Below are 19,888 nucleotides of genomic sequence, written 5' to 3' on the forward strand. Positions count from 1 at the left end.
TCATCGCCCCGCACCAATCGGGTCGGCATGGGCGGCGATCAGCGTGCCGGAACATTCCCCGAAACCGATGCGATAGCCCGCGCCGATGGCTGCACCGCGCAGAGTGACGGTATCGCCATCCTCGATGAAGCTGCGGCTTTCGCCGGTGCCCAAGGTGATCGGCTCTTTCCCACCCCAGGACAGTTCCAGCAGGCTGCCACGGCTGTCCTTCTCCGCGCCTGAAATCGTGCCAGAGCCCAGCAGATCGCCCACCGTCATCGGGCAGCCCGAGGTGGTGTGGTGGCAAAGCTGCTGCGCCGGGGCGTAGTAAAGCGCGGTCATGTTGCTGCGGCTGATCACGGTTTCGGGCTGGCCTGCGGGGGCAAGACCCACCTCCAGCGCAATGTCGTAAAGCAGCGGGCCGGGTTCGGTAAGGTAGGGCAGCAGCAGCACCTCGCGCGGCGGTGTCGGCTTGCGGAATGGCTCCAGCGCCGCCCGCATCACGATCCAGGGGCTGATGGTCGTCGCGGTGGCCTTGGCCTGAAACGGCCCCAGCGGCTGATACTCCCAAGCCTGAATATCCCGCGCCGACCAGTCGTTCAGCAGCACATAACCAAAGATCATCGCATCCGCCGCCGCCACCGACACCATGCCCTCGCTGGCGGTGCCGACCACAGCGCCAACCTCCAGTTCGAAATCGAAGCGGCGCGAGGGGGCGAACTGCGGCACGTCGGCGCCATGGGGTTTCAACTGCCCCCAGGGACGGCGGATATCGGTGCCCGACACCACCACAGACGAGGCCCGGCCGTTATAGCCGATCGGCAGGTGCAGCCAGTTCGGCGGCAGGGCGTTGGCCGGGTCGCGGAACATCGAGCCGACGTTGTAGGCATGGTTCCGCCCGGCATAGAAATCGGTGTATTCGGCCACCAGAAACGGCAGGTGCATCACGGCATCGGCTTGCGGCACCAGGTGATCCTCGGCCAGATACCGCTTCGGTGCGCCTTCGGTCAGAAACCCGGCCAGCTGGCTGCGAAAATCGGCCCAGGCGTCGGGGCCAAGCTCCATCAGTTCATTCCAGAACGGCACATCGAACACCGGGTGATCAGCCAGTCGCAGCAGCCCTTCCGCCTCCAGCGCCGCCACATCCAGGATCATGTCGCCAATGGCCACACCGCAGCGCGCATCACCGTCACCGACCGAGAACACGCCGCAGGGCAGGTTGTTCAGCGGAAAGTCGGTGGTGGCGGAATTGGCGCTTTCCACCCAGGATTTCTGCAGGCTCACAGCGCGATCTCCAATCCATCATGGCCCAGCGTGACCGGACCGTTCCACAGCGCGGCACAGCGCGACAGCCAGTCGGCTGCGGTAAAGCGCGGGTCATCGACCGGGATCAGGTGGTTCAGCACCAGCCGCCCCACCCCCGCCGCCGAAGCCACCCGCGCCGCGTCATCCACCGTGGTATGCGCCGCATGCAGATGCGCGCGCAAGGCCTCGCCCAGGCCGGTTTTCTGCACGATCAGGTCAATGCCTTCGGGCAGCATGGCCTCATGCACCAGCACGTCGGACCCAGCGGCAAAGGCGGCCAAGGGCGGGAAATAGGCGGTGTCGCCCGACAGCGTGACCGTGTGGCTGCCGTCAAACCGCAGCGCAAAGCAGTTTTCCAGCGGCGGATGCGGCACAGCCAAGGCGCTGATCCGCAGCGGCCCTTCCAGCACCACACCCTCGGCATAGGTCACCACCGTCACCAGTTCGGCCAGCGGGGTGCGGCCCTCGTCCAGCACCCTTATGGCACAATCATAAGCCATCGAGGCCAGAAACCCGGCCCAATAGGTTGCAATCCCTTCCGGTCCGTAAACCGTGACCGCGCCACGCAGACCGGTGCACCAGGCGGTATGGATCAGCGGGCCAAGCTCCAGCAGGTGGTCAGAATGGAGGTGGGTGATGCAGATCAGGTCAAGGTCGCGCAGATCAACCCCGGCCTCGACCAGCCCCTTGGTGACGCCGATACCGCAATCAATGACAATGCGCCGCCCGTCCAGTTCCAGCAGGGTCGATGTCGGCATGGCGCCGCGCGCCCTTATGCCGGGACCGCCCTTGGTGCCCAGCAGCACGATCCGGTTCATGGCACCCCCTGGTTTGTGCGATGCGACAGCTTGCGGCGAGTATTGTTGCAAACGCAACGAAGTCAAGCACGGCGCAACGACAGCAAGCCTGCGGCGGCGGTGCTCAGGGTAAAGGCGGCAATGATCCAGAAAAACTGCCCATCACCCAGCCAGCTCATCAACCCGCCCATCAGCAGGGGTGCCGCGATGCCGCCGATCAGCCCGGCGGCTATGATGCTGGGCGATACCCGCGGGTCGCTGCCCATCCTTGCGGCGGCGGTTACATAGAACGGCGGAAAGAACAGCCCGGCAAAGCCACCCAAGGGCACAAAGAACCATGCCGCACTCAAGCTGGCCGCCCCCAGCGCGCAAAGCCCGGCGCCGAACAGCGCCAGCACCAGCAGGGCAAAGGCAGGCACGGCATCAGCCAGCCACAGCAGGCCGACCCGCGCCGCCAGAAAGGCCACGAAGAACGCGGACAGCAGTTGTGCGGCATGTGCCTCGGTTTCACCCGCCGCGATCAGAGCGGTGGGACCAAGGCCGATCAGACTGGCCTCGACCCCGATTGCGGCCACGCCAAAGGCCAGAATGTCAAGGCGCAGCCGGAAGCCCGGGCCATGCGCCAGCGGCGGCGGCGCCTCCGGCCTGACGGAGCCTGCGCCCAGAAAGGCCAGCAACGCCAGGCCCGCCACCAGCCCGTAGGAAAGCTGTGGCTGGCTGCCCAAGGCCACAAAGATCAGCGGTGCCGCAATCGCCCCCAGCCCGAAAACCGCGTTCAACTGCCCGACCATCGCCGGGCCGCGCGCACCAAAGGCGTTCAGAAAACGGCGGTTGTAGATGGTCGTTGCCGCGCCATAGCCGGTGCCGAACACCACCGCCCCTGCCAGCGTCAGCCCCCAGGCGGCACCTGTCGCCACCATCGCCGCCCCCAGCGCCATCACCAGCAGCACCCGCCGCGGTGTGGCCCAATGTCCGCGCAGGAACATCAGCGTCACCCCGACCGCCGCCCCCACCCAATGCGCCGAAATCAGCAAGCCCGCCTCGGACAGCCCGACGCCGAAGGCCCGGGTAAACGCGGGCAAGGCCGGGCCATACAGCGACTGCCCCGCCCCCATCAGCACGAATGTGGCCATGCCGGCAAACAGCAACCCGGCCTCGGCCCTCAGCATCTGACGCATCATCGCCCCTTTGTCTGGCCCGCCGCTTTCGCCCAAGCCAGTGGCACTGTCAATCCGCGACCCCATCACGCTTGCGCAATCGGGCAGTTTGCGCCAGCTATGGTCAAGCCGATCCACGGAACCGGTGCCATGTCCGCCTTCGATCTGTCTGCCTTTCTGCCCTATCAGCTTGCCGTTGCCGCCTCGCGCGTCAGCCGTGGCTTTGCCGAGTTGTATCGGGCCGAGTTCGGGCTTTCGATCGCCGAATGGCGGGTGCTGGCGCATCTGGCGCAATCGGGCGCGGTGTCGGTGCGCGAGATTTGCGCCAGGGTCGAGATGGACAAGCCCAAGATCAGCCGCGCTGCCGCAAGGCTGGAGGCGGCGGGGTTGATCGAGAAACACGCGAACAGCACCGACCGGCGGCTGGTGGTGATCTCGCTGACTGACGCGGGGCGCGATCTGGTGGCGCGCATCCTGCCGATCGCGGAACGCTATCAGGCGCAGGTGCTGGCGCAGCTTGGTGCCGGGGCGGCACCGTTCCGCGCGGCGCTTGCCACCCTGCTGAAAGACCCCGAATGACCGTGCTTTACGACTATTGGCGGTCGTCCGCTGCGTATCGGGTGCGGATCGGGCTGGGGCTGCTGGGGCTGCCCTACACGGCGGTGCCGGTGGACCTGACATCCGGCGCCCAGCGCGACCCTGCCAACCTTGCGCGCAACCCGCAGGGGCTGGTGCCGACACTGAAGATTGACGGGCTGACCCTGACGCAATCGCTGGCGATCCTGGAATATCTGAATGAAACCCGCAATGCCGGTTTCCTGCCCGACGATCCTGCCGGGCGGGCAAGGGTGCGCGCCCTGGCCTATGCCGTGGCGATGGAGATCCATCCCATCTGCAACCTGCGCGTGGCGCGGCACGCGGTGGACGCCTCGGGTGGGGCCATCAGCATGGAAGGCTGGATGCAGCATTTCATCGGCAGCGGTCTTGCAGCGCTGGAGGCGATGCTGGACGGGCGCGGCCGCTATTGCCACGGCGATACGGTGACGCTGGCCGACATTTGCCTGCTGCCGCAGCTTTACAACGCCGCGCGCTGGGGGGTGGACGCAACGTCGCTTTTGCAGATCAACAGGATCGCGGCCAATCTGGCGGAAATTCCGGCGGTGCAGGCCGCCCACCCCGACCGCGCGAAACCGCAGGAGTAAGCCATGAACGACATCGTCATCCTTTCCGGTATGCGCACCGCCATCGGCAGCTTTGGCGGCGCGCTGGCCGCCGTGGCGCCGGTCGATCTGGCAACCGTGGTGGCCCGCGCCGCCATCGACCGCGCCGGGCTGGATGCCGCCCGGATCGGCAGCGTGGTGTTCGGCCATGTCATCAACACCGAGCCGCGCGACATGTATCTTTCCCGCGTCGCGGCGATGCAGGCGGGCATCCCCGAAACCGTGCCGTCGATGAACGTCAACCGGCTGTGCGGATCGGGCGTGCAGGCGGTGGTGTCGGCCATTCAGGCTCTGCTGCTGGGGGACGCCGATTTCGCGCTGGCAGGCGGGGCCGAAAGCATGAGCCGCGCGCCGTATCTGCTGCCCGCCGCCCGGTTTGGCGTGAAGATGGGCGATACGCGCGCCATCGACATGATGACCGGGGCGCTAAGCTGCCCGTTCGGCAGCGGCCATATGGGGATCACCGCCGAAAACGTCGCCGTCGAATGTGGCATCAGCCGCGAAGCGCAGGACGCCTTCGCGCTGGAAAGCCAGAACCGCGCCGCCATGGCGATTGCCGAGGGCCGCTTTGCCAGCCAGATCGTGCCGGTCGAGGTGAAGACCCGGCAGGGACCGGCGCTGTTTGCGCAGGACGAATACCCCAAGGCCACCACGCTGGCGGCACTGGCGGCGCTGCGCCCGGCGTTTTCGAAGACCGGCAGCGTCACCGCAGGCAATGCCTCGGGCATCAACGATGGTGCAGCGGCGCTGGTGCTGGCCCGCGCCTCGGCAGCACAGGCCGCCGGGTTGCAGCCACTGGCGCGGGTGCTTGGCTACGCCCATGCCGGGGTGCGGCCAGAGGTGATGGGCCTTGGCCCGGTGCCCGCGGTGCAGGCGCTGCTGGCGCGCACCGGGCTTGCCATTGCCGATTTCGACCTGATCGAATCCAACGAGGCCTTTGCCGCGCAGGCGCTTGCGGTCAGCGCCGCCCTTGGCTTTGACCCGGCCAAGGTCAACCCCAATGGCGGGGCGATTGCGCTGGGGCATCCGGTCGGCGCCTCGGGGGCGATCATCACCGTCAAGGCGCTGCACGAACTGGCCCGCACCGGCAGCAAACGCGCGCTGATCACGCTGTGCATCGGCGGCGGCCAGGGTATCGCGCTGGCCATCGAACGCCTGTAATTCACCTTTGCCCAAATATCCCACGGGGTGACGCGCGCCCGGAAAACCTTTCGGTGGAAGGTTTTCAGCAAGGAACGCCCGACCCATGGCCGGGCTGGGGGGTGTGAAACCCCCGGCTGCTTTCACCGCAGCCGCACCGAGGCCCGGGCAGATTGCCCCGCCGCATCAATCACCGACAGCGTCACGAAGCCCGGCCCCGGCAGCGCCAGCATGGTTTCGCGCGCGCCCTGTGCCACCGCCAGCGGCACGCCATCGGCCAGCCAGGTGAACGGCGCCACGCCGCCGCGCACCCGCACCAGCAACCCCTGATCCAGCAATTCCACTTCCGCGCCATCGGGGGGGAACACCACCGCCGGCGCATCCTCGGCCGCCTGAAACGCCGCGTTGCGCGAGCGGAAGCGTTGCAGCGGCTGCGGCAGTTGGGCGTTGGACACCAAGAGCGTGCTGGGCGGCGGCGGTGGCAGCGGCGTCAGCGCCGGTTTCAGCCGGTTGAAGGCCTGGAACAGCACCGGCGCCGCCAACTCGCCGCCAAAGGCCCCCGGCACCGGCGTGCCATCGGCGCGGCCCATCCAGACCCCGATCACATGCCGCCCGTCGAACCCGATCGCCCAGGCGTCGCGGTGGCCATAGGATGTGCCGGTCTTGTAGGCCAGCCGGTTGGCAGGCGCACCCGGTGGCGGGGCCAGCCCCGACAGGATATCGCTGACCTGCCAGGCGGCGGTGTCGGACATCACCCGCTGGCCTTCAACGCTTTCCCCCGTCACCCGCAGCGGCAAGGCCACGCCTCCCCGTGCGATGGCGGCGTAAAGCTGCACCATATCCTCCAGCGTCACCCCCACACCGCCCAAGGCCACCGCCAGCCCCGGCTGCCCGCCCGGCACCACCGCATGCATGCCCGCCCGCTGCATCCCGGCCAGCAGTTTCGCAGGCCCCAGCGCGTCGGTCAGCAGCACCGCGGGAATGTTCAGCGACAGTTGCAGCGCCTCGCGCAGGCGGATGGTGCCGCGGAAAACCTTGTCGAAATTCTGCGGCGCATAACCGCCGAACATCACCGGCTTGTCGTCGATCAGGGTTTCGGGATGCGCCAACCCCTCGTCGAAGGCCAGCCCATAAACTAGCGGTTTCAGCGTCGAACCGGGGCTGCGCAACGCCCGCGTCATATCGACAAACCCCTGCCGCGCGTCCGAGCGGTAAGCGGCAGAGCCGACCGAGGCCAGCACTTCGCCCGACCGGTGATCGGCCACCACGATGGCCACCCCCAGCTGCTCGCCCTGTCCCGCCACCGCCTGCGCCGCCAAAGCCTCTAGCTGCACCTGCAAGCCCGCGTCCAGCGTCAGCACATGCCGCAGGGTGGCGGGGGCAGCGGCGCGCACCCGGTCGGTCAGGTGCGGCGCCAGTTGCGGGAAGGGGCGGCGGCGGTCTGGCACGGCTTCGGAAAGCGCCGCCTGCGCCTGTTCGGCCTCCAGCACGCCTTCCTGCACCGCCCGCGCCAGCACCCGCGCCCGTGCCGCCCCGGCAGCGCCGATCCTGCGGTCTGGCCGACGGTTCTCGGGTGATTGCGGAATGGCCACCAGCAGCGCCGCCTCTGCCGGTGTCAGCCGCCGCGGATCCTTGCCGAAATAGGCGCGGGTGGCGGCGCGCAGGCCTTCGACATTGCCACCATAGGGCGCAAGGTGCAGATAAAGCTGCAAGATCTGGTCCTTGCCCAGCCGCCGTTCCAGCGCCAGCGCCACCCGCATCTGCCGCAGCTTGCCCGCCACACGGCCAGTGCCGCTTTCCTCCAGCAGCCGCGCCACCTGCATCGTCAGGGTTGATCCGCCCGAGACGACATGGCCATTCCACACCGCCTGCGCCAGCGCCCGCAGCATCGCCCGCGGGTCCACCCCGGAGTGCTGGTAAAACCGCTTGTCCTCATAGGCCAGCAGCAGCGCCAGATAGCCCTTGTCCACATCGGCCAGATCGACCGCCATCCGCCAGCGGCCATCGGCCACGGTATAGGCCCGCATCAAGCGCCCGTCGCGGTCCACCACCTCGACCGCGGTTTCGACCCCCAAGGGTGGCAGCAGTGTCGTATCGACCCAATGGTCAAGCTGCACGCGTGCAATGGCCGCCACCAACAGGGCGACGGCCATTGCAAACAGCAGCGGTCCAAGGTTGCGGCTGACCCGCATCACTCGGTAATCGTGATCTGCCCGGTGTCAGACCGCGCCCGGAAATCGGGGCGATACATGTCTTCGACCGAGGCGGCGGCGTGGTGGAACACCCCCGGCGTCACCGCCCGCACCACATAGGCCAGCCGGAACGGCTGGTTGTCATAGCGGTCGATGGCGGTCAGGAAGCGGTCCTGCCGGAACTCGCTGTGCGCCACCTCGCCTTGCAGGTCCAGCCAGCCAAGGCCCGAGATCGCCCCGCCCGAGATCAGGTTGGGGTTGTCGATCTCCAGCCCCGCCGGCAGCGGGTCGCTGACCATCAGCCGCGCCTCGCCGGAACCAAAGGGCGTCACCTCCAGCACCGTCACCAGCCGCGTGCCGGTTTTCAGATCGTCCAGCGAGGCGGCCTTGCCGTCCAGCGTGTAGTAGCTGCGGGTGATGGCATAGCCATTGCCACCCGCGGGTTCGGGTTCCGACGGCACGCCATAGGTGGTGACCGTCAGCGTGGTGGTCTTGCCAGAGCCGTTTTCCACCACCACCGGCGTTACTGCCGCCGCGCCATCCAGCACCCGCACCAGCGGGCCGGTCGCGGGTGCGCCGTCGATGGTGATGCCTTCGGCACCCGGCCGGTCGATCAGCGCATTGGTCGCCAGCAGCGCCCAGGTGGCTTCCTGGGTGGACAGGTTGGCGCTTTGCGTCGCCACCCGGTCGGTCAGCGCCTCGCGGTCCACCGCGGTGGAGCCCGCCTCCACCGCCAGTGCCAGCACCGCCGCGGCATCGCGGTAGTTGGTGCCATAATCGGCGCGGTAGATCTGGGCCTTTTCGGTGGCGGTCGAGGCGTTCAGCTTGGTCGCGGCCTTGCGGAACATCGCATCGGCCCGGGTCTGGTCGCCATAGCTGGCCAGTGCCGCCCCCAGTTGCGCCATTGCCAGCGGCGTTGCGAAATCGCCGCCCTTCACATCGGCATAATAGCGCAGATCGCCCACCGCGGCAGCGCCTTCGCGCGCCAGCACCATCAGCGCATAGGCCAGCGCCTCGCCGCCGCCATTCACCGAACCGTCGAAATCGGGTGCGTAGTTCACCTGATTGCGCAGGTTGTCCAGCGCGTTGCGCAGCGCCAGGTCGGGCACCGCGTAGCCTTGGGCCTTGGCGCGCGACAGGAAGTCGGTGACATAGGCATCCAGCCACATGTCGCCCGTCGCCGGATACCATAGGCCAAAGGCCCCTTCCGCCGACTGGTTGGCCAGAATCTCGGTGATGGCTTGATCAATCCGGGCATGGATATTGTCGCCGCCCTTCATGTGCATCGCCTGCGCCACCGCATCGAAATACAGAAGCGGCATCGCCTTCGAGGTCATCTGCTCGGTGCAGCCATAGGGATAGCGGTCCAGCGCCGCCAGCAGGCCCGGCGCGTTCAGCCGGGCGATCGGGCCGATGGCCATGGTCGCGCTGCCGGACCCCGGCGTGATGTCGGCAAAGACATTGGCATCGAAGGTGAAGCTTTTGCCTGCCGCCAGATCAAACCGGGTGATCCGCGCCACTTCGGGGTCGTTCACCTGCACCGGGATGGTCAGGGTCTTCTTCAACTGCTTGCCATCCGGCGTGGTCAGCGCCACCTCGATGGTCTGCAAACCGGTCCCGCTGGCAGTCACCGGCACCGCAAACACCTGCTTGCCGTTCTCGGCCAGATCAAAGCCCGAAGGCACCTCGCCCAGCGTCAGCCCGGTGCTGGAGACATCCAGCCCCATGCGGCCCGCAGGCCCGGTGGCATGCACGATCTCCAGCAGCAGCCGGGTTTCGTCGCCGGGCGACAGGAAGCGCGGCAGGCTGGCGGTCACCACCACCGGATCGCGCACCAGCACATCGGCGCTGGCTTGCCCCACCGCCTTGCCCGACCAGGCCACCGCCATCACCTTGACCGTGCCGTTGAACGACGGCAGATCAAAGCTGGCGCGGGCATAGCCATCGGCGCCCACCTGCACCGGGCCGGTGAAATAGGCCACCAGCTCCTCGGTCGGTGGCGGTGCCAGCAGTTTGGCATTCAGCCCGGCATCACCGCCGGAACGCACCGTGCCCTCGGCGCCGTTCAGCCCGTCGATCAGACGGCCGTAAACGTCGCGGATGCCGACGCCAAGCTTGCGCTGACCGAAGTAGTGGTCCGAGGGGTCGGGGGCTTCGAACGCCGTCAGGTTCAGGATGCCGACATCGACGGCGGCGATGGTGACAAAGGCGGTATCGCCCGCCGCCACGCCATCGACCTTTACCGCCACATCCAGCGGCCCGCGCGGCGCGGCTTCGGGCGCGGTTTCCACCGCCGCCGTCAACTTCCGCGCGCCGGGATCAACCGCGGCATGGGTCAGACCCAGCGCCCGCGCCGGGTTGCGCCCCGCCGCCACGTCCATCGGCCGCAGGACCGAGGCGGTGACATAGACCCCCGCGCCCCATTCATCGGTGACCGGCAGGGTGATCAGGTTTTCACCTTCCTTCACCTCGACCGCCTGCATGGCGATCAGGTGGTTGGAAAGCACCGTCACCAGCGCCGTCCCTGCCGCCCGTGGCACCAGCCGCAGCGTTGCGGTTTCGCCAGACTTGTAGGCCGGTTTGTCCAGCGAAAGCTCCAGCGTGTCGGGCGTTACCGAGGTGTCGGCGGGCGCATACCAGCCGGCCCAGAAGGTCGTCGAAGTGGCAGCCAGCTTGCCGTCGCTGCGTTCCACCGCCAGTTCGTATTCGCCCCAGGTGACAGGCGCTGCAATCTCGGTCGGGGTGTCGCCCAAGGCGGCTTCACCCTCGGCCACGGAGGTGCGGCTGATCACCGGTTCCCAGTTCCAGCTTCCATCCTTTTGATACCATTGATAATTGGTCTCGATCCGGGACAGTTTCCACTTCACCTGCATCGGTTCGGCCAGCGCATTGGCACCGACCCCGATCAGGGCAAAGCGGGCATCGGCCCCTTCGGCCACCACGTCGTCAAACAGCGGCTTGACGCCGATCATCGCCGCCGCGGGCGTCAGCGCCCGGGTCAGGCTGCGTTCCACCGGACGGCCAGAGCCTTCGGCCACCCGCACGGTGAATTTCGCCTGCAACGGAATGGCCGGGTCGGCCATTTCAGGCAGGGTCACATCGACCAGCGCCGTGCCATCCTCGGCGGTGCGCACCTCGCCCGGCAGCGATTCCATGCGGCTGTCGAAGGCAAGGTCGTGGCGGCCAAAGCGGTAGCCGGGGAAGGCGGGCAGGCCATCGGCGGCCGTCACCAGCACTTCGCCTTCCACCGCCAGATCGGCCCCCGGCGCGCCGAACAGGTATTTGGCATCGACCGTCAGTTGCGGCATATCGCCGAGGCTGATCGGCGTGTCAGCGAGTTTCAGATCGAAATCAATCCGCTCGGGCAGGAAGTCTTCCACGAGGAAGGTCTGGCTGGCCAGCGCAGGCGCTTCCAGATCGGCCAGAATGTCCAGCCGCCAGACCCCGCGCGGGGCCGAACCGGCAATCGGCAGGTCGAACACATGGCCACCCGCGCCAACATCTTCGGCCAGCGCGCGGTAGTATTCCACGCCATCCGGGCGATAGACCAGCGCCGTCAGCGGCAGACCCGCCACCGCCGCCGCCTGCGCATCGCGCGCCAGCGCCGTGGCATGCACGGTTTCGCCCGCCCGATAAGCGCCGCGGTCGGTGGCCAGGAACACATCCACCGGCGGTGCCGGTTCACGGCCTTCAACGCCACGATCCGACAGATCAAACTCGGGGTCGGTCAGCGACAGGAAGGCGATATCGGTATCGCCGTCCTTCACCACCACCAGCGCCGGTTGCGCGCCGTTGCTGCCGCGGGTCAGGGCGGCATCGAAATGCGCATAGCCCATGGCATCGGTCTGCACCGTGGCCAGCACCGTGTTGGCGCGGCTGAGGAGTTCGACATTCACACCGGTTTTCGCCGCCGCCGTGCCCAGACTGCGCACGAAGACATGCAGCCCGTCGGTGCCGCTCATCGTGGTCACGCCAAGGTCGGAAATCACGAACCACTGCCAGGCCGCGGGAACCACATAGGGGTCCACCCCCGGCACCGCAGCTTTCAGGGTATAGACCCCGGCAGGCAGACCGGCGATCGCCTCGGCCAGCGGCAGGCGGGTGGTCACGTCGCGGTTGACCTCCATCCCGACGGTGGCCGAACCGGTCCACAGCTGCTCGCCCACCTCGTCGGTGAAATAGCCCTCGGCCCAATCCTGCATCGGCTGGCCGAAATAGTCGTTCTGGATGGCGCGCAGCAGGTTGCGGTCCGACACCCGGAACAGCGCCAGATCCAGCTTTTCGGTGTTCACCGTTTCCACCGGCAGCGCGGCGTTGTCGGATTTCGGCAGCACATAGGCGCGGCCCGCAAAGCGCACGCCGGGGCTGCGATCACGCACATAGACGTTCAGCGGCACCGATTTCGCCATGGTCTGGCCATCGGCGGCGGGCAACCCCTCGCGGAAGGTCAGGGTGTAGCGCGCGCCATGCGCCATGCCTTCGACGCACAACTGCCGCCAGCCACCCGCCACCACGGTCAGGCCCGGCTCGGGCAGTTGCACGAAGCTGGAGTAATCGACGCCGGATTCCACCAGATCTTCCGAGAAGGTGGCGCAGACCCGCGGGCGGGCACTGTCCGACTGCACGTCATGCTCGGTGATGCGGAAGCCCCATTTGGCAATGGCATCCTCCAGCAGCGCCTCGGTGTCCGGGCGGCTTTGCAGGCTTTGCGCCAGACGCAGCGCCTGCACGGTGTCGCGGCCACGGTCATAAGCCTCGGCCGCCGCACCGAACTGCACCAGGATCGAGTGGCGCAGCGCCTTGTTTTCGGCGCGCAGATAGCCATTGATCGCGGCGTTGAAGGCGCGGTTGCGCAGATCGCTGCGGTTGTTCTCGTTGGTCGCGCTTTCGGCCAGCAGCAGCCGCGAATAGTCCAGCCACAATTCGGGCGCATCGCTGGCGTTGATCGCCGCCCCGGCAAACTGCCCGGCCAGTTCAAGATCGCCATTGGCCTCGGCATCGGCCGAGGATTGCATGTGTTCTTCGGCGGTCCATTGCCCGGTGGTGTGCAGGTTGCCCAGCGTCTTGGCCTGTTCAACGGCAGCGGCAATATCCCAATCGGTCAGAAAGCCAAGCTCGGCCCGGCGGGCGGCGGCACCGGCAATCACGCCCGGATCATTGGCCACCAACCGGCCCGAAAAGGCACCCTGAAAGAATTTCTCCTCGCCCGGTGCGGCCTTGGGAAAGCAACTGCCGTTGCGGGTGTTGAAGGTGAAGGCGGTGCAGCGGGCATTGGACATGCAGGCCTGCTCGCAGGCTTCGATGGTGGTGTCGAACAGCGAGGTCAGATCGCCCCCCGGCAGGTCGGCATCCTGGCTGAGCACGAAGCGGCGCGCGGGCACCAGATCTTCTGCCAATGCCGGCAGCGCGGCGGTCAGGGCAAAGGCGGACAGCACGAAGACCCGGGTGAAAACACGCATCGAAATACCTCCAGCAATCAAGGCCGTCATGTTGCCACGCAGCCCCCCATTCTGGCAATGAGTCGTAATGTCCGGCGAACCCGGTCAACATTAAGTTTTACTTCACTTTGTTGTTCCAAGGTGCGGTCTGACCGAGGTCTGCGCCAGAAGGCAGCGCCCGGTCTGGCAGGATGGGCGGCGGAACAGGCTGGGTATGGAAATCGCGGAACGGCTGGCCAAGGAACGGCGCGCGCGATTGGCGGCGGAACGGCTGCTGGAACAGAAAAGCCGCGAGCTTTTTGCCGCCAATGAAAAGCTGGCGCTGCACGCGCGGTCGCTGTCGGATCAGATTGTCGAACAGCGGCAGGTGGTGAAATCGGCGCTGTCCGAGGCCGAGGTGCTGAAGGGCCAGAACAACCGCTTCATGCATGATCTGGAACGCGCCCATACCGCCGCGGTGGTGGCCGAACGGCGGCTGTGGGATTCGATCAACACCATCCGCGACGGTTTCGCGGTGTTCGATACCAACAAGAAGCTGGTCACCGCCAATCGCGCCTATCTGGCCTCGTTCGAAGGCCACAAACTGGTGCCCGGCATCAGTTACGAAGCGATTCTGCGGCTGGGGGCAGAAACCGGGCTGGTGGACATCGGCGGCCGCAATCTTGACGATTGGTGCGCCGAAATGCTGGCCCGCTGGGACGATGACCCGATCGAACCGGTGGTGCTGCAATTTGCCAACGGCACCTGGGTGCGGCTGGTCGATCACCGCTCGCGCGATGGCGACATGGTGTGCCTGGCGCTGAACATTACCGAACAGATGCGTATCTGGGCCGCCATCGAGGCGATTCCGGATGGATTCGTGCTTTTTGACAGGGAGGACAGGCTGATGACCTGCAACCAGCGCTACCGCGATCTTTATCCCGAAAGCGCCGAGGCGATGGTGCCGGGGGCCAGCTACGAATCGATCCTGCGCTATGGGCTGGAACAGGGCGCCTATGCCGATGCGCTGGGGGTCGAGGAGGATTGGCTGAAGGAACGGCTGGCCCGGCGTCGGCTGAAAAGCGACCAGTTCGAACAGCAGATGGCAGATGGCCGCTGGCTGCGGGTGATCGAGCAGGAAACCCCCGATGGCGGCCATGTCGGCCTGCGGGTCGATGTCACCGCGGCCCGCGAACAGCAGACATTGCTGGAAACCGCGCGCATGGCCGCCGAGGCCGCCAACCGCGCCAAATCGGCCTTCCTTGCCAACATGAGCCACGAGATCCGCACCCCGATGAATGGCGTGGTCGGCATGGCCGAACTGCTGTGCGACACCAACCTGACCGAGGAACAGCGGCTGTTTGCCGACACCATCCGCTCCTCGGGCGAGGCGTTGCTGGTGATCATCAACGACATTCTCGATTATTCCAAGATCGAGGCCGAGCGGCTGACGCTGCACCCCGAACCCTTTGATCTGGAACGCACGATCCACGAAGTGACCATGCTGCTGCAACCCCGCGCCCGCGCCAAGGGGCTGGATCTGATGATCGACTTCGACATGTTCCTGCCCACCCGCTACATCGGCGATGCCGGACGGCTGCGGCAGGTGCTGACCAATCTGATGGGCAATGCGGTCAAGTTCACCGAGACCGGGCATGTGCTGGTGCGCGTGGTGGGCATCGAGGCAGAACCCGGCAGCCAGCAGTTGCACATCACCGTCGAAGACACCGGCATCGGCATCGCGCCCGAGCATCTGGACCACATCTTTGGCGAATTCAATCAGGTGGAAAGCGAGACCAACCGCAAGTTCGAAGGCACCGGCCTGGGCCTCGCCATCACCCAGCGGCTGGTGGAACGCATGGGCGGGGCGGTCTGGGTCGATAGCGAGCCGGGCAAGGGCTCGTGCTTCGGCTTCCGCTTGGCGCTGCCGGTGGCCGAGGAAGATGCCACCCAGCATGTGCAGGTGACGCTGCGCCGCGCGCTGGTGGTGGATGACCAGTTCATCAACCGCACCATTCTGGAACGGCAACTGATCACCTGCGGCATCGAGGTGACGCTGTGCCGCTCCGCCGCCGAGGTTCTGGCAGTGCTGGCGCAGGACAGTGATTTCGACGTGCTGCTGACCGACCATGAAATGCCGGAAATGGACGGGCTGACCCTGGCCCAAAGGGTGCGGGACGGCGGCTGGACCATGCCGGTGGTGCTGCTGTCCTCCAGCCCGACCGAGGCGCGCGAAAGCCCGATGGCGGGCGATCTGGCGGCGATCCTGCAAAAGCCGATCCTGCGCTCGGACCTGTATCGGCGGTTGCAGGCGCTTTCGACGCCGGTCGTGCCGGTGCACACTCCGCGGTTCACCCTGACCGCGGCGACCCGGCGGCAGATGCGGGTACTGGCCGCCGAGGACAACCGCACCAACCAGTTGGTTTTCCGCAAGATGGTCAAGGACATGGATATCGACCTGACCTTCGCCAACAACGGCCGCGAGGCGGTGGAGCTTTTCCAGAGCATCCGCCCCGACATGATCTTCATGGACATCTCGATGCCGGAAATGGACGGGCGGGAGGCGGCCACCGCGATCCGGTTGCTGGAAGCCGGGGACCGCCATGTGCCGATCGTGGCGTTGACCGCACATGCGATGGACGGCGATGAGACCAGCATCCTGGCCGCCGGGATCGACCGCTACATGACCAAACCCTTGCGCAAATCTGCGATCACCGAGGCTTTGGTTGAATTCTGCCCCAGCGATGCCCGCCCGGTGCTGCCCGATGCCGAGGAGGAGGAGGCGATGACAGGAACCTGAATTCAGTCAGTCTCGCGCAGAAACACCCAGCGGTCGCCGTCCGACAGTTCGGGCGTGAAGCGGTAGCCACCGGCGTCGAAGTGCTTGATCGCCTGCGGCTCGGTCAGGTGGTTTTCGGCGATGAAGCGGGCCATGGCACCGCGGGCCTTCTTGGCCCAGAAGCTGACGATCTTTTGCGTGCCATCGCGGCCTTCCAGAAACACCGGAGTAATCACCCGCAGCCGCAAGGCCTTGCGGTCCACGGCGGTGAAGTATTCAACCGAGGCGCAGTTGATCAGCACATCGGTGGCCGCCTGCTCTGCGGCCTCGTTCAGCGCCTGGGAAATCCGGTCGCCCCAGAAGGCGTAAAGGTCAGGCCCGCCCGGGTTGGCCAGACGGCTGCCCATCTCCAGGCGGTGCGGCGCGATGGCGTCGAACGGGCGCAACAGCCCGTAAAGCCCGGAAAGTATGCGCAAATGCCGCTGCGCCCAGTCCAGCGCGTCGGGGTCCAGCGTTTTCGCCTCCAGCCCGGTGTAGGTGTCACCGGCAAACAGGCTGAGCGCGGTGGAAAGTGGAGCCGTGTCGAAACTGGCAAACCGGGCGACGTTCAACCGGGCAAGCGGTTCGGAAATATCCATCAGCTTGCGCAGATCGGCCGGGCCAAGTCCGCGCGCCACTTCGGCCAGCGTTTCGGCGTCGGTCTGGAACCGGGGTCGGGTTTCCGGCAACCCGAAAGCCAGCGGGCGGGGGGCGGCGTCAAGCCGTTTGGCAGGGGAAAGCACGGTCAGCATTGGCCCTACCTACAAGACAGCGCGGCGAAGGCAAGGCTCAGCCCCTTAGCACCGCAAGGAAAGCCGCGCCGAAGCGTTCGATCTTGACCGGACCCAGATCGCCAACGCGGTCCAGTTCCGACAGGGTGCTGGGCCGCGCCTCGGCGATCTTGCGCAGCGCGGATTGCGAGAGACTCAGCGGTTTGCCGATGCCATCGGCGCCACGGGAAAGCTCCAACTGCACCTGCGACAGCCGGTCAAACAGCGCCCCGGCATCGCGCCCGGCCAGCCGCAGCCGCTGCGGATGCAGGCCCTCGGCGGCACCATTGATCACCGCCAGAAACGCCAACCCGTAGCTTTCCAGCTTTTTCGCCCCGACCCCGGAGATTTGCGCCATCTGGTCCAGATTGGCGGGGCGCTTTTCGGCCATTTCGGCCAGCGTGCGGTCAGGAAAGATCACATAGGCGGGGACCGAGGCGGCCTCGGCCAGTGACCGGCGCTTGGCTTTCAGCGCCGACATCAGCGGCGCGTCTTCGTCCGATACCAGCGACTTCACCGCCGGTCGCGCGCCCGCCGAGGCCGATTGCACGGTATCGCGGCGCAGGCTGATCGCCGCTTCGCCGCGCAGAATCGGGCGGGCGGCGTCGGTCATCCGCAGCGCGCCGTGGCGGTCGGGGTCGGGGCGCACGAGGTCACGGCCCATCATCTGCCGGAACACGGCCCCCCAGGCGGGCTTGGAAAACTCGCGCCCGACGGCGAAAGTGGGCAACTGGTCGTGGCCGCGCTCGCGCACCTTGGCGGTGGAGGTGCCGGTCAGGATGTCGATCAGATGCCCGGCGCCGAACCACTCGCCAGTGCGCAGCATCGCTGAAAGCGCCTTGCGCACGGCGTCGGTGGCGTCGAACACATCGGCAGGATGATCGCAGATATCGCAATTGCCGCAAGGGGTTGACGCCTCGCCAAAGTATCCCAGCAACACCTGGCGGCGGCAACCGGTGGCCTCGGCCAGACCCAGCAGCGCATTCAGCCTTGCATGGTCGGCGGCCTTGCGGTCGGCGGGGGCGGGGCTTTCGTCGATCTGGGCGCGGCGCAGGCGGATGTCTTCGGGGCCATAAAGCGTCAGGGTTTCGGCAGGTGCCCCGTCACGCCCGGCGCGACCGATTTCCTGATAATAGCCCTCGATCGACTTTGGCAGGTCTGCGTGGGCGACCCAGCGGATGTCGGGCTTGTCGATGCCCATCCCAAAGGCGATGGTCGCCACCACGATCAGCCCATCCTCCTGCTGAAACCGCACTTCGGTGCGGCGGCGGTCATCGGCCTCCATGCCCGCATGATAGGGGCAGGCGGCGTGACCGGCCTCGCGCAGCGCCTGCGCCAGGGTTTCGGTTTTCGCCCGACTGCCGCAATAGACGATGCCCGATTGCCCCTTGCGGGCGGCGGCAAAGGCCAGAATCTGCTGGCGCGGCGTGTCTTTCACCGCGAAGGCCAGATGGATATTGGGCCTGTCAAAGCCGCGCAGGAAGGTCTCGGGCGGCTGACCGGCAAACAACCGGGTCACGATCTCGGTGCGGGTTTCCTCGTCGGCGGTGGCGGTGAAGGCGGCCAGCGGCACGTTCAGGGCTTGCCGCAGCGCGCCGATGCGCAGGTAGTCGGGGCGGAAATCATGGCCCCACTGGCTGACGCAATGCGCCTCGTCCACCGCGATCATCTGCACGTTGATCCGGCGCAGCAGGCTGAGGGTGCCAGCAGAGGCCAGCCGTTCGGGGGCCATGTAGAGAAGCTTTATCCGGCCCTCATCCAGCGCCGCAAAGATGCTTTCGGTTTCCTCGTCGGTGTTGCCCGAGGTCAGGGCGCCAGCTTCGACGCCCGCTTCGCGCAGGGCCCGCACCTGATCGCGCATAAGCGCAATCAGCGGGCTGATCACAACGGTCACGCCGGGCCGCGACAGCGCAGGCAGTTGGAAACACAGAGATTTCCCGCCGCCCGTCGGCATGATCGCCAGCACGTTGTGCCCGTCCAGCACCGCCTGAACGATTTCTTCCTGCCCCGGGCGAAAGGCGGCAAAGCCGAAGACCGAGGACAGAAGGGAACGGGTGTGCTGCATGGGCCTGCGGGTCAGGAGGTGCCGGGACGCCCGGTTGCCTTAGGAAAAAGCGAACTGGTTGTTGATCAGCACGATGCGCAGCGCATAGACGCCCAAGAGCACGATCAGTGGCGCCAGATCCAGCCCGCCCATGCTGGGCAGGATGTTGCGCACCTTGGAATACAGCGGCTCCAGCAACCGGTTCAACCCGTTCCAAAGCTGTGCCACCAAGGGTTGCCGCAGGTTCAGCACCTGGAAATTGATCAGCCAGCTCATGATGATATGGGCGAAGATGATGAATTGCGCGACATCAAGGATCAGAAGCAGGATTTGCAGGATCGAGGTCATGGCAACGGCTCCGGTCTGTGGCTTGGGCGTTAGGTATCCGGCCAACCGATAAAGGGCAATGCTTTCCGAAGCGTTATGCTTGACCTTGTTGCCGCGACACGGCAGGGCAGGGCAAACGGAGGCGCCATGTATCCCTTTGCCCGGATGTATAAAGAGCTGTGGAAGTTTCGGCGCGCGCCTGCCTTGCCGCTGCTGGGTGCCCATGTCAGCCATCACATCTGCTGGCCCTGGGATCTGGACCCCTGGGTCGAGTTGAACAATGGCCGCACTCTGACGCTGTATGATCTGGGGCGGATTCCGCTGGGGCAGCGCACCGGGCTGCATGCGGTGCTGAAGGCGCGGGGCTGGGGCATGACGGTGGCGGGCAACACCACGCGCTATCGTCGCCGGGTGCAGATGTTCGACCGGCTGGAAATGCACAGCCGCTGCATCGGCTGGGACGCGCGGTTTCTGTATATCGAGCAAAGCATGTGGAAGGGGGCGGACTGCACCAGCCATATGCTGCTGCGCTCGGCGGTGACTTCGAAGGCGGGGATTGTTGCGCCGGTCGAGGTTTTGCAGGCGCTGGGGCAAGACCCGCAAAGCCCGCCCCTGCCCGATTGGGTTCAGGGCTGGATTGCTGCCGACGCGCTGCGCCCCTGGCCGCCGCAACGCTGATCGCTTGCGCAGGCGCGGCATTTCGGGCTTGATCCGGGGGCATA

13 protein-coding genes are annotated in these 19,888 nt (G+C 66.6%); 5 read left to right on the top strand and 8 right to left on the bottom strand.

Annotation, left to right across the window (positions count from 1 at the left end; translation table 11 throughout):
* The 3 genes from fahA to RSW2DRAFT_RS01200 all read right to left on the bottom strand — a co-directional run bounded on the left by fahA (position 1) and on the right by RSW2DRAFT_RS01200 (position 3,259).
* Entirely contained in the window at positions 1–1,263 is a 1,263-nt protein-coding gene (gene fahA, locus RSW2DRAFT_RS01190) for a fumarylacetoacetase (RefSeq protein WP_008027214.1), read from the bottom strand.
* Complete coding sequence (locus RSW2DRAFT_RS01195; RefSeq protein ID WP_008027217.1) at positions 1,260–2,102, bottom strand: MBL fold metallo-hydrolase; 843 nt, start codon at positions 2,100–2,102, stop codon at positions 1,260–1,262. Before RSW2DRAFT_RS01195 ends, fahA begins: the two co-directional genes overlap by 4 nt.
* Before the next feature lie 62 nt (positions 2,103–2,164).
* Positions 2,165–3,259 (bottom strand): MFS transporter, encoded by a 1,095-nt coding sequence (locus RSW2DRAFT_RS01200; protein WP_008027218.1) that lies wholly within the window; start codon positions 3,257–3,259, stop codon positions 2,165–2,167.
* Between the two features lie 129 nt (positions 3,260–3,388).
* On the opposite strand from RSW2DRAFT_RS01200, the gene RSW2DRAFT_RS01205 reads away from it, so the two are divergent.
* From RSW2DRAFT_RS01205 to bktB, 3 genes are read left to right on the top strand one after another with little or no spacing between them, the layout of a single operon-like run.
* Positions 3,389–3,817, top strand: a complete 429-nt coding sequence (locus tag RSW2DRAFT_RS01205; protein ID WP_008027220.1) for a MarR family winged helix-turn-helix transcriptional regulator — start codon at positions 3,389–3,391, stop codon at positions 3,815–3,817.
* Positions 3,814–4,440 (top strand): maleylacetoacetate isomerase, encoded by a 627-nt coding sequence (gene maiA, locus RSW2DRAFT_RS01210; RefSeq protein WP_008027223.1) that lies wholly within the window; start codon positions 3,814–3,816, stop codon positions 4,438–4,440. The genes RSW2DRAFT_RS01205 and maiA overlap by 4 nt, the downstream gene beginning before the upstream one ends.
* 3 nt (positions 4,441–4,443) lie before the next feature.
* Complete coding sequence (bktB, locus tag RSW2DRAFT_RS01215) at positions 4,444–5,619, top strand: beta-ketothiolase BktB (RefSeq protein WP_008027225.1); 1,176 nt, start codon at positions 4,444–4,446, stop codon at positions 5,617–5,619.
* A 122-nt stretch (positions 5,620–5,741) separates the two neighbouring features.
* On the opposite strand, the gene pbpC is transcribed toward bktB, so the two are convergent.
* Both pbpC and RSW2DRAFT_RS01225 read right to left on the bottom strand, forming a co-directional pair.
* Positions 5,742–7,790: a penicillin-binding protein 1C gene (gene pbpC / locus RSW2DRAFT_RS01220; RefSeq protein ID WP_008027226.1), complete on the bottom strand. Its 2,049-nt coding sequence runs from the start codon at positions 7,788–7,790 to the stop codon at positions 5,742–5,744.
* Positions 7,790–13,249, bottom strand: a complete 5,460-nt coding sequence (locus RSW2DRAFT_RS01225) for an alpha-2-macroglobulin family protein (protein ID WP_008027228.1) — start codon at positions 13,247–13,249, stop codon at positions 7,790–7,792. Before RSW2DRAFT_RS01225 ends, pbpC begins: the two co-directional genes overlap by 1 nt.
* A 193-nt stretch (positions 13,250–13,442) precedes the next feature.
* Here RSW2DRAFT_RS01225 and RSW2DRAFT_RS01230 point away from each other — a divergent pair, with 193 nt between their 5' ends.
* A complete protein-coding gene (locus tag RSW2DRAFT_RS01230) occupies positions 13,443–16,007 on the top strand; it encodes a hybrid sensor histidine kinase/response regulator (RefSeq protein ID WP_008027229.1) in 2,565 nt (854 codons plus the stop codon).
* A gap of 2 nt (positions 16,008–16,009) precedes the next feature.
* Here the strand turns inward: RSW2DRAFT_RS01230 and yaaA are convergent, their stop codons facing one another.
* Genes yaaA through RSW2DRAFT_RS01245 form a run of 3 tightly spaced genes read right to left on the bottom strand, consistent with a single transcriptional unit; the run spans position 16,010 to position 19,187 of the window.
* On the bottom strand, positions 16,010–16,777 hold the full coding sequence (yaaA, locus tag RSW2DRAFT_RS01235; RefSeq protein WP_008027231.1) for a peroxide stress protein YaaA: 768 nt from the start codon (positions 16,775–16,777) through the stop codon (positions 16,010–16,012).
* Between the two features lie 37 nt (positions 16,778–16,814).
* Positions 16,815–18,860, bottom strand: a complete 2,046-nt coding sequence (gene recQ / locus RSW2DRAFT_RS01240; protein ID WP_008027233.1) for a DNA helicase RecQ — start codon at positions 18,858–18,860, stop codon at positions 16,815–16,817.
* Positions 18,861–18,899: 39 nt separating this feature from the next.
* The gene (locus tag RSW2DRAFT_RS01245) at positions 18,900–19,187 is read right to left on the bottom strand and encodes a YggT family protein (protein ID WP_008027235.1); all 288 of its coding nucleotides are present in this window, start codon (positions 19,185–19,187) and stop codon (positions 18,900–18,902) included.
* Between the two features lie 126 nt (positions 19,188–19,313).
* Here RSW2DRAFT_RS01245 and RSW2DRAFT_RS01250 point away from each other — a divergent pair, with 126 nt between their 5' ends.
* Entirely contained in the window at positions 19,314–19,844 is a 531-nt protein-coding gene (locus tag RSW2DRAFT_RS01250; RefSeq protein WP_008027237.1) for a thioesterase family protein, read from the top strand.
* Positions 19,845–19,888: the final 44 nt, after the last annotated feature.

This window comes from Rhodobacter ferrooxidans (assembly GCF_000176015.1).
In the GTDB taxonomy this organism is placed as follows: domain Bacteria; phylum Pseudomonadota; class Alphaproteobacteria; order Rhodobacterales; family Rhodobacteraceae; genus Pseudorhodobacter_B; species Pseudorhodobacter_B ferrooxidans.

What these genes read in the sequence shown, in the direction of transcription:
- maiA (WP_008027223.1), top strand. Translation starts at nt 3,814, where the DNA reads ATGACCGTGCTTTACGACTATTGGCGGTCGTCCGCTGCGTATCGGGTG.
- RSW2DRAFT_RS01250 (WP_008027237.1), top strand. Translation starts at nt 19,314, where the DNA reads ATGTATCCCTTTGCCCGGATGTATAAAGAGCTGTGGAAGTTTCGGCGC.
- RSW2DRAFT_RS01245 (WP_008027235.1), bottom strand. Translation starts at nt 19,187, where the DNA reads ATGACCTCGATCCTGCAAATCCTGCTTCTGATCCTTGATGTCGCGCAA.
- pbpC (WP_008027226.1), bottom strand. Translation starts at nt 7,790, where the DNA reads ATGCGGGTCAGCCGCAACCTTGGACCGCTGCTGTTTGCAATGGCCGTC.
- recQ (WP_008027233.1), bottom strand. Translation starts at nt 18,860, where the DNA reads ATGCAGCACACCCGTTCCCTTCTGTCCTCGGTCTTCGGCTTTGCCGCC.
- RSW2DRAFT_RS01195 (WP_008027217.1), bottom strand. Translation starts at nt 2,102, where the DNA reads ATGAACCGGATCGTGCTGCTGGGCACCAAGGGCGGTCCCGGCATAAGG.
- yaaA (WP_008027231.1), bottom strand. Translation starts at nt 16,777, where the DNA reads ATGCTGACCGTGCTTTCCCCTGCCAAACGGCTTGACGCCGCCCCCCGC.
- bktB (WP_008027225.1), top strand. Translation starts at nt 4,444, where the DNA reads ATGAACGACATCGTCATCCTTTCCGGTATGCGCACCGCCATCGGCAGC.
- RSW2DRAFT_RS01225 (WP_008027228.1), bottom strand. Translation starts at nt 13,249, where the DNA reads ATGCGTGTTTTCACCCGGGTCTTCGTGCTGTCCGCCTTTGCCCTGACC.
- RSW2DRAFT_RS01205 (WP_008027220.1), top strand. Translation starts at nt 3,389, where the DNA reads ATGTCCGCCTTCGATCTGTCTGCCTTTCTGCCCTATCAGCTTGCCGTT.
- RSW2DRAFT_RS01200 (WP_008027218.1), bottom strand. Translation starts at nt 3,259, where the DNA reads ATGCGTCAGATGCTGAGGGCCGAGGCCGGGTTGCTGTTTGCCGGCATG.
- RSW2DRAFT_RS01230 (WP_008027229.1), top strand. Translation starts at nt 13,443, where the DNA reads ATGGAAATCGCGGAACGGCTGGCCAAGGAACGGCGCGCGCGATTGGCG.